General features: G+C 58.6%; 6 protein-coding genes and 2 pseudogenes. All 8 read left to right on the top strand.

The features are described 5' to 3' along the window. Positions 1–209: 209 nt before the first annotated feature. A pseudogene (locus tag DWV32_RS10515) lies at positions 210–470 on the top strand (topoisomerase DNA-binding C4 zinc finger domain-containing protein); the annotation flags it as partial. A gap of 88 nt (positions 471–558) precedes the next feature. Continuing rightward, positions 559–693, top strand: a pseudogene (locus tag DWV32_RS03760) (chromosome partitioning protein ParA); the annotation flags it as partial. A 137-nt stretch (positions 694–830) separates the two neighbouring features. After that, positions 831–3,488 (top strand): alanine--tRNA ligase, encoded by a 2,658-nt coding sequence (gene alaS / locus DWV32_RS03755; RefSeq protein WP_117757245.1) that lies wholly within the window; start codon positions 831–833, stop codon positions 3,486–3,488. 9 nt (positions 3,489–3,497) lie between these two features. After that, on the top strand, positions 3,498–3,926 hold the full coding sequence (gene ruvX / locus DWV32_RS03750) for a Holliday junction resolvase RuvX (protein ID WP_117583450.1): 429 nt from the start codon (positions 3,498–3,500) through the stop codon (positions 3,924–3,926). Further along, positions 3,919–5,310: an endolytic transglycosylase MltG gene (gene mltG, locus DWV32_RS03745; protein ID WP_233540392.1), complete on the top strand. Its 1,392-nt coding sequence runs from the start codon at positions 3,919–3,921 to the stop codon at positions 5,308–5,310. The genes ruvX and mltG overlap by 8 nt, the downstream gene beginning before the upstream one ends. Positions 5,311–5,312: 2 nt before the next feature. Further along, entirely contained in the window at positions 5,313–5,810 is a 498-nt protein-coding gene (locus DWV32_RS03740; RefSeq protein ID WP_117583452.1) for a YqeG family HAD IIIA-type phosphatase, read from the top strand. Positions 5,811–5,818: 8 nt separating this feature from the next. Next, positions 5,819–6,352 (top strand): shikimate kinase, encoded by a 534-nt coding sequence (locus tag DWV32_RS03735; protein WP_089571747.1) that lies wholly within the window; start codon positions 5,819–5,821, stop codon positions 6,350–6,352. After that, on the top strand, positions 6,349–7,458 hold the full coding sequence (locus DWV32_RS03730; protein WP_117757243.1) for a hypothetical protein: 1,110 nt from the start codon (positions 6,349–6,351) through the stop codon (positions 7,456–7,458). Before DWV32_RS03735 ends, DWV32_RS03730 begins: the two co-directional genes overlap by 4 nt. The last annotated feature ends 5 nt before the right edge of the window (positions 7,459–7,463 follow it).

Below are 7,463 nucleotides of genomic sequence, written 5' to 3'. Positions count from 1 at the left end.
CAACGCGTTGCGCTGAGTCCTGAGGCTGTTGCAATGAAAATGAGAATCAAGGCTTTTGTAAATTTGGAAAGTTACACGTTACTAAAGGGAATGTAGATAAATTATTAGGTATACTACTGACAGCTTCCAAGGAGCTAAAGAGGTCCCTAGCGCCTACGGGGAATTTGTATCGATAAGGGGTACAAATTCCCACTAAGCGCTCGGGACCCCTTGTAGGAAAATGTCCTAAGTGTGGCAACAATATTGTATTAAAAAAATCGTTTTATGGTTGTTCAAATTATCCTGAATGTACCTTCACTTTAGCTGAACATTTTAGAAAGAAAAAACTCACCAAAACAAATGTAAAAGAATTACTAGAGGGAAAAGAAACCCTGGTAAAAGGAATCAAAACGAAAGATAGAAAGTCCTACAATGCCGTTGTAAAAATCGGAGAAAAGGGATATATTGATTTTATCTCTTTTTCAAAATAAGCATAAAAGCCCTTTAAAGAGGGCTTTTATATATTAATCACAAATCACAAGTGATTAATCACAAATCACTTGTGATTTGTGATTCCTAATGATACAATATTACTATACAAAAAAAGAATGGGGCGTAGTTATGGAGAAGGAAGAACTCAAAATACTTGAAGAATTAAGACGTATTTTAAACAGTAAAAATGAAGCGATTGTTACTATAAACATTTTTTCAAAGGATTGCTTAGTCCTAAATAACATGCACTTTCGCTGGAGGGTCGCTGTTTGGCGGCCCTCTTTTTTGCACAGGCGCAGTGGGATGGTAATATCGTTACGTTTGAACTGTTTCGATGTGAAACCGAGGAGATTCCCTCTATGAGTGCTGACTACCCGTCAATGACTACGGCCGAGATTCGCTCTAAGTTCCTCAACTTCTTTGAGGAGCGCGGTCTTAAGCTCTATCCTTCTTCGTCCCTCGTTCCCGACGATCCTTCGCTGCTGCTCGCCAACGCCGGCATGAACCAGTTTAAGGAGTACTACCAGGGTAAGAAGACCATGAAGGAGATCGGCGCGATCTCCTGTCAGAAGTGCGTTCGCACCAACGACATCGACTGCATTGGCGAGGACGGCCGTCATCTGTCCTTCTTTGAGATGCTCGGCGACTTCTCCTTTGGCGGCGTCTCCAAGCAGCAGGCCTGCACTTGGGCCTTTGAGCTCATCACCAAGGAGTTCAAGCTGCCGCTCGACCGCCTGTACTTCACCGTCTTTACCGAGGACGACGAGACCCACGACGTGTGGCGCTCCCTTGGCGTTGCCGAGGATCACATCTCTCGTCTGGGCGAGGACGATAACTTCTGGGCCGCTGGCCCCACCGGTCCCTGCGGTCCGTGCTCCGAGATCTACTTTGACATGGGCGAAGAGGTCGGTTGCGGCAGCCCCGACTGCAAGCCTGGCTGCGACTGCGACCGCTTCCTTGAGTTCTGGAACCTCGTGTTTACCCAGTACGACCGCCAGGAGGACGGCTCCATGCCGGAGCTGCCGCACCGCAACCTCGATACGGGCATGGGTCTGGAGCGCATGGCCGCTATCATGCAGCACAAGACCGCTAACTACGACGGCGATCTGATGCAGCACCTCATCAAGCTCGGTGAGAAGATCAGCGGCAAGACCTATGACGCCGACGATTACTCCGGCGCCAGCCGCTCCCTGCGCATCATCGCCGACCACTCCCGTGCCGTCGACTTTATGATCTCGGACGGCATCCTGCCCGGTAACGAGGGCCGCGAGTACGTCCTGCGCCGCCTGCTCCGTCGTGCCGTGTTCCACGGTCGTCTGCTGGGCATCGAGGGCGCCTTCCTGACCAAGTTTATCGACGAGGTCAACGCTCAGATGGGCGAGGCTTATCCCGAGCTGCTCAAGAACGTCGCGCTCGTTAAGGGCATCGTCGCCTCCGAGGAGGAGCGTTTCTCAACGACGCTCGACAACGGCCGCGTTTACCTGGACGAGGCCCTGGCCGCGCTCGCCGACGGCGCTGTCCTTCCGGGCGATGTTGCCTTTAAGCTTCACGACACCTTTGGTTTCCCCATTGACCTGACTGTCGAGATCGCCGGCACCGCCGGTCACGACGTCGACATGGATGGCTTTACCGCTTGCATGGAGGACCAGAAGGCCCGCGCCCGCGCCAACGCTAAGGGCGATGCCTGGGGTAGCTTTAACGACGTGTGGGTCGAGCTTTCCGACAAGGTTGCCGCGACCGAGTTCGACGGCTATGACAACGACGTCATCGAGGGCGCCAAGGTTGTCGCCATCGTGAGCAACGGCGAGTCCGTCGAGTCCGTTGCCGCCGGCGAGGACGTCGAGGTCGTGCTCGACCGCACCCCGTTCTATGCCGAGATGGGTGGCCAGCAGGGCGACGCCGGCGAGCTTTCCGCCGAGGGCGTTGCGCTGACCATTTCCGATACCAAGAACCACAACGGCCTGTATGCCCACGTCGCCCACGTCGCCGAGGGCACGCTGACCGTCGGTGCTACCGTGACCGCCGCGCTCGACGCCGAGCGCCGTGGCTTCCTGCGTCGCAACCACACCGCCACGCACCTGCTCGACGCCGCGCTTAAGCAGGTCCTGGGCGAGCATGTCTCCCAGGCTGGCTCGTTGGTGACGCCCGAGCACCTGCGCTTTGACTTCACGCACTTCGAGGCCCTGTCCTCCGAGCAGCTCAAGGCTGTCGAGGACCTGGTCAACCAGCAGATCTTCGCTTCCAAGCCGGTTGTGACCCGCGTCATGGGCATCGACGAGGCCAAGGCCGCCGGTGCTGTCGCCCTCTTTGGCGAGAAGTACGGCGACGTCGTCCGCGTTGTCTCCGTGGGCGCCGAGGACCAGCCGTTCTCTCGCGAGCTCTGCGGTGGCACGCATGCCGCCAACACCGCCGAGATCGGTCTGTTCAAGATCATCTCCGAGTCTTCCACGGGCTCCAACGTCCGCCGTATCGAGGCCGTGACCTCCAAGGGCGCTCTCGACTACATGGCCGACCGCCTGGCGCTCGTTGACGCCGCTGCCTCTGCGCTCAAGTGCCGCGTTGATGAGGTTCCCGCCCGCGTGGAGAACCTGCAGGCCGAGCTGCGCGAGACTTCCAACAAGCTCAAGAAGGCACTCACCGGTGGCTCCTCCGATGCGATTTCCAGCGCCATCGAAGGCGCTGTCGAGCTGAATGGCTACAAGCTCGTTGTCGCTGAGCTCCAGGGCCTTGAGGCTGCCGACCTGCGCAATGTGTGGGATACCGTGCACCAGAAGGTCGCCGGTCCCGTCGCCTGCGTCGTCGCTAGCGTGACCGAAAAGGGCACCCCGGCCCTGCTCGCTGCCGGCTCCGATGACGCCGTCAAGGCCGGTTTCCACGCCGGTAACGTGATCAAGCAGATCGCGGGCCTGGTCGACGGTCGCGGTGGCGGTCGTCCCAACATGGCCCAGGCTGGCGGCAAGAACGCTGCCGGTATCGCCGATGCCCTCGCGGCTGCCAAGACCGCGCTCGGACGTTAAGTAGTCGCTGTGGTCGCGCTCGCGCTGGACATAGGGGAGACCCGGATTGGCATTGCCGTCTCGAGCCGTGATGGCAAGATGGCAATGCCCGTCAAGGTGCTCCCGGCTGCCGAGGTCACTGGCATGGCCAAGACGTTCCGTTACCTGGTTGAGGACTATGAGCCCGATATCCTTGTAAGCGGACGTCCCTTGACCATGGCCGGTGAGCCCGGCCCCCAGGCCGAGCGCGTTGCCGCCGTTGCGCAAAAGATTGCCCAAGAGCTCGATCTTCCGCTTGAGTTTGAGGATGAGCGCCTGTCCTCGCAAGAGGCAAAGCGTATCCTACGCGAGCAGGGACTCAACGAAAAGCAGATGAGGGGCAAGATTGACATGATCGCCGCCAGCCTGTTCTTGCAGACGTGGCTCGATCGCAAAAACGAGGAGGTTTCGCATGCCTAGCGCTTCCGATCCGCGCCAGCCGAATCGCCAGGGGCAGCCTACGCCGCGCCCTGTATCGTCCGGCCAGCGTCCGATGCAACCGACGCAGCGTGCGGCTCAGCCTGCTGCTCGTCCCGCACAGCCCTCCTCTCGTGCAGCACAATCTGCTCAGCGTCCTGCCCAACAGCCCGCTGCCCGCGCAGCCCGGGCCGCAAGCGGTACCCGCTTTAAGCAGCAGGCGCCCACGCAGCGTGCGCAGGCGCCTCAATCGCATACGCGTGCACATCATGCTCACGGCACACATGGCGTAGCTCCGGCCACGCGCTCGAGCTATAACACGCATGCCCGCCGTGGCGTCCAAAAGAAAAGCTCTCCGGTGCCTATGATTATCGGCGTTGTTGTTGCCGTACTTGCTCTTGCTGCCATTGCCTTCTTTGTCGTTCCGGCCGTCAAGGGCCTGTTTTGCGGGGAGGAGACAGGCGTCACCGCTGGCCAGCGAGTTACCGTCACGATTCCCGAGGGAGCTTCGGGCGATACGATCGCCTCGATTCTCTCCGAGAACCATATTGTCGAGAATCCCAAGGATTACTACGCGGCGGTCAAAAAGCTCAACGCAGATATGTCGCTCAAGCCCGGCACGTACTCGTTCACGACGCTGATGGATGCGACCAAGGTTGTCCAGCAGCTCATGGAGGGGCCCAATGCCGGCTCCGATGCGCTGACTATCCCTGAGGGCCTAACGGTCGACCAGGTCGCCGATCGCGTGGCCGCGGCATACGACAGCATCTCCAAGGAAGACTTCCTTAACCAGGCCAAGGCGAGCAATTATGTGAATGATTACGCTTTCCTTAAAGATGCCGCGAACGATTCGCTCGAGGGCTTCCTATTCCCCAAGACCTATTCGTTGGGTAAGGACCCGTCTGCCGATGATGCGATTCGCGCCATGCTTGACCAGTTCAACGCCGAGTATAAGTCGCTTGACTTTGCCAGCTGCGAGGCCAAGATCAAGGAGCGCTATGGCGTGGAGATGTCCGATTACGACATCGTTAACCTTGCCTCGATCGTCGAGCGCGAGGGCCTCAACGCCGATCAGCGCGCGCATGTGGCTTCGGTTTTCTATAACCGTATGGCGGGCAAGCTCGATGGCCTGCGTTACCTCAATAGCGATGCGACCATGATGTATGTCACCGGCGGCGAGGTTACCGCCAACGACCTGCAGAGCGATAGTCCGTATAACACCTATAAGCATGAAGGCCTGCCGCCCACGCCCATCTGCTCTCCGTCGCTCGAGGCGCTCAAGGCTACCCTTGAGCCGACCGACTCTGATGACCTGTATTTCTATATTACACAGGACGAGGAGTATTTCTCGAAGACCTACGAAGAGCACCAACAGTCTTGGAATTGATCATGAGGATTTTTAGCCCCAAACGATATGTTGCCTCAGTTGACCGCATCGACCTCGATACCCTCTGGGCCGACGGCAAGCGCGCCATTCTACTCGACCGCGATAACACTCTGGTGCCGCGCGATACCGAGCAGGTTCCCGCTGCGGTTTCAGCTTGGCTCGAAGCCGCCCATGCCAAGGGCTTTAAGCTGTGTATGGTGTCCAATAACTGGCATCGCGACCAGGTCATGGCATCGGCGCGCGAGCTGGGGCTCGAGGCTATCAGCCACGCCATGAAGCCCGCCCCGTTTGCCCTGAAGGCGGGTCTTAAGCGTCTGGGCGCCACGGCCGACGAGGCCGTGCTGATCGGTGACCAGCTTTACACGGACGTGTGGAGCGGTAACTTTGCCGGCGTTGACACTATTCTGGTCAAGCCGCAGGCGACCCAGGACCTGTGGTACACGCAGATCTTCCGTATCTTTGAGCGCCGGGCCCTGCGCGACCTTCCCTGCGAGGAATAGGTTTCGCCATGTCTCAGCACATCAAACACGGCTGCGACCATATCTTCTTTATCGGCTTTTTGGGCGCGGGCAAGTCGACGCTTGCGCGCAACGTGGGCACTATGTTCAAGCGGCGTTTTATCGATACCGATCGTTTGGTTGTGCGTCGATGCGGCAAGTCGGTGACCGAGATATTTGAGACCGAGGGCGAGGATCGTTTTCGCGAGCTCGAGACCTCGGCACTCCGTTCGCTTCAAAGCGAACGCAGCCTGCTGGTATCGTGCGGGGGCGGCATCGTCGAGACGCCGGTGAACATTGAGCTGATGCACGAGATGGGTACCTGTGTGTACCTCGAAGGCGACTTTGAGGACTCGTTGCGCCAGATTCGCCGCTCCGATACCCGGCCCGATTTCCGCTCGCCCGAGCACGCTGCGCGCCTGTTTGAGCATCGCCGTCCGCTGTATCGCCGGGCCGCCGATATTACCCTTGATATTCGCAACAAGTCCTTCGAGGACGTTTCCTACCTTTGTGCCGAGATGCTTTTGGAGCGTGGACTGCTATGATTCGCCGTCAACTTATCAATTTCCAAAACCGCAGTGTCGATGTCCGCGTCGGATTGGGCGCGTTCGAGGAGCTGCCGCGCATGTTTGCCTCGGCTGTGGGCAAGCCTAAGCGCGCGATGGTGGTTTGGAACGACGCCACATCCGAGCGTTTTGGCGAGGCTGTCGAGCATGCACTGGTTGACGCCGGTTTTGCCGTGTCGTTGCTCGTCCTCGAGGTTTCGCCTGCCGGTGCTACGCTGGTCGATGCCGATACCGTCTTTGGCGCCCTGTCGGCTAATGGCATTACCTGTGACGATCTCGTTGTCGCTGTCGGCGACACGGCGATCTGCTCAGTCGTTTGCTGGTGTGCCAATCAGTGGTGCGGTCGCACCGAGTGCGCCTTGCTGCCGACGACGTTTGACGCCATGCTCACGGTCGCGACGACCATGAAGCCGCTCGTTGCCTCGTCGGCGAATGCGCTTCCCGCTATCGCGTTCCGTCCCGAGCCGGGCTTGGTCGTGTGTGACCTCGACCTTGTTCGCGCGGCGGACCCCGAGGACCTTAAGCTCGGTTATGCGGTACTTGTTGGCACCATGCTTTCGAGCAGCAAGTCCCGCTGGAATCAGTTTACCGAGACCATTCCCGAGATTCTCTCGGGCGAGGAGGTCGCGCTCGTCAATGCCGTTCAGTGGTCTCAGACTGCTCGTAAGGACGTACTGATGGCCACGAACCCGAGCGCCCGCCATGCGCTCGATTTTGGCAAGACGGGGGAGTGTACCCTGCGCGCCTGCTTTGGCGATGCCGCTTCGCCGGTGCCTGCCTACCAGCTGTTGTCCGAGGGCATGCGCTTTGAGGCGCGCCTAGCACATGATGCCTGCGACTTCGATATCGATTACGTCTTTGAGGTCGATGACTGCCTGGAGGACTTTGGTATCGAGGAGCTTGCCTTCGATCTGGAGCCTGCCGCATATATCGAGGAGTTCCGCAGGCAGCAGTTTGTCCGCTCGAACCGCAGCATGTTGCCGCTGCCCGCGGCGCTCGGCGCCATTCGTCTAACGAGCGTTGAGGACGAGGTTCTCGACCGCCATGCTCACGCATACTTGGCTTCTCGTAACGAACTTCTCTAGGATTT

This window comes from Collinsella sp. AF04-24 (assembly GCF_003465685.1).
Classification (GTDB): domain Bacteria; phylum Actinomycetota; class Coriobacteriia; order Coriobacteriales; family Coriobacteriaceae; genus Collinsella; species Collinsella aerofaciens_AP.
Note: the sequence above shows the minus strand (reverse complement) of the source record. Positions and strands in the feature narration are given on the sequence as shown.

What these genes read in the sequence shown, in the direction of transcription:
- alaS (WP_117757245.1), top strand. Translation starts at nt 831, where the DNA reads ATGAGTGCTGACTACCCGTCAATGACTACGGCCGAGATTCGCTCTAAG.
- mltG (WP_233540392.1), top strand. Translation starts at nt 3,919, where the DNA reads ATGCCTAGCGCTTCCGATCCGCGCCAGCCGAATCGCCAGGGGCAGCCT.
- DWV32_RS03740 (WP_117583452.1), top strand. Translation starts at nt 5,313, where the DNA reads ATGAGGATTTTTAGCCCCAAACGATATGTTGCCTCAGTTGACCGCATC.
- DWV32_RS03735 (WP_089571747.1), top strand. Translation starts at nt 5,819, where the DNA reads ATGTCTCAGCACATCAAACACGGCTGCGACCATATCTTCTTTATCGGC.
- DWV32_RS03730 (WP_117757243.1), top strand. Translation starts at nt 6,349, where the DNA reads ATGATTCGCCGTCAACTTATCAATTTCCAAAACCGCAGTGTCGATGTC.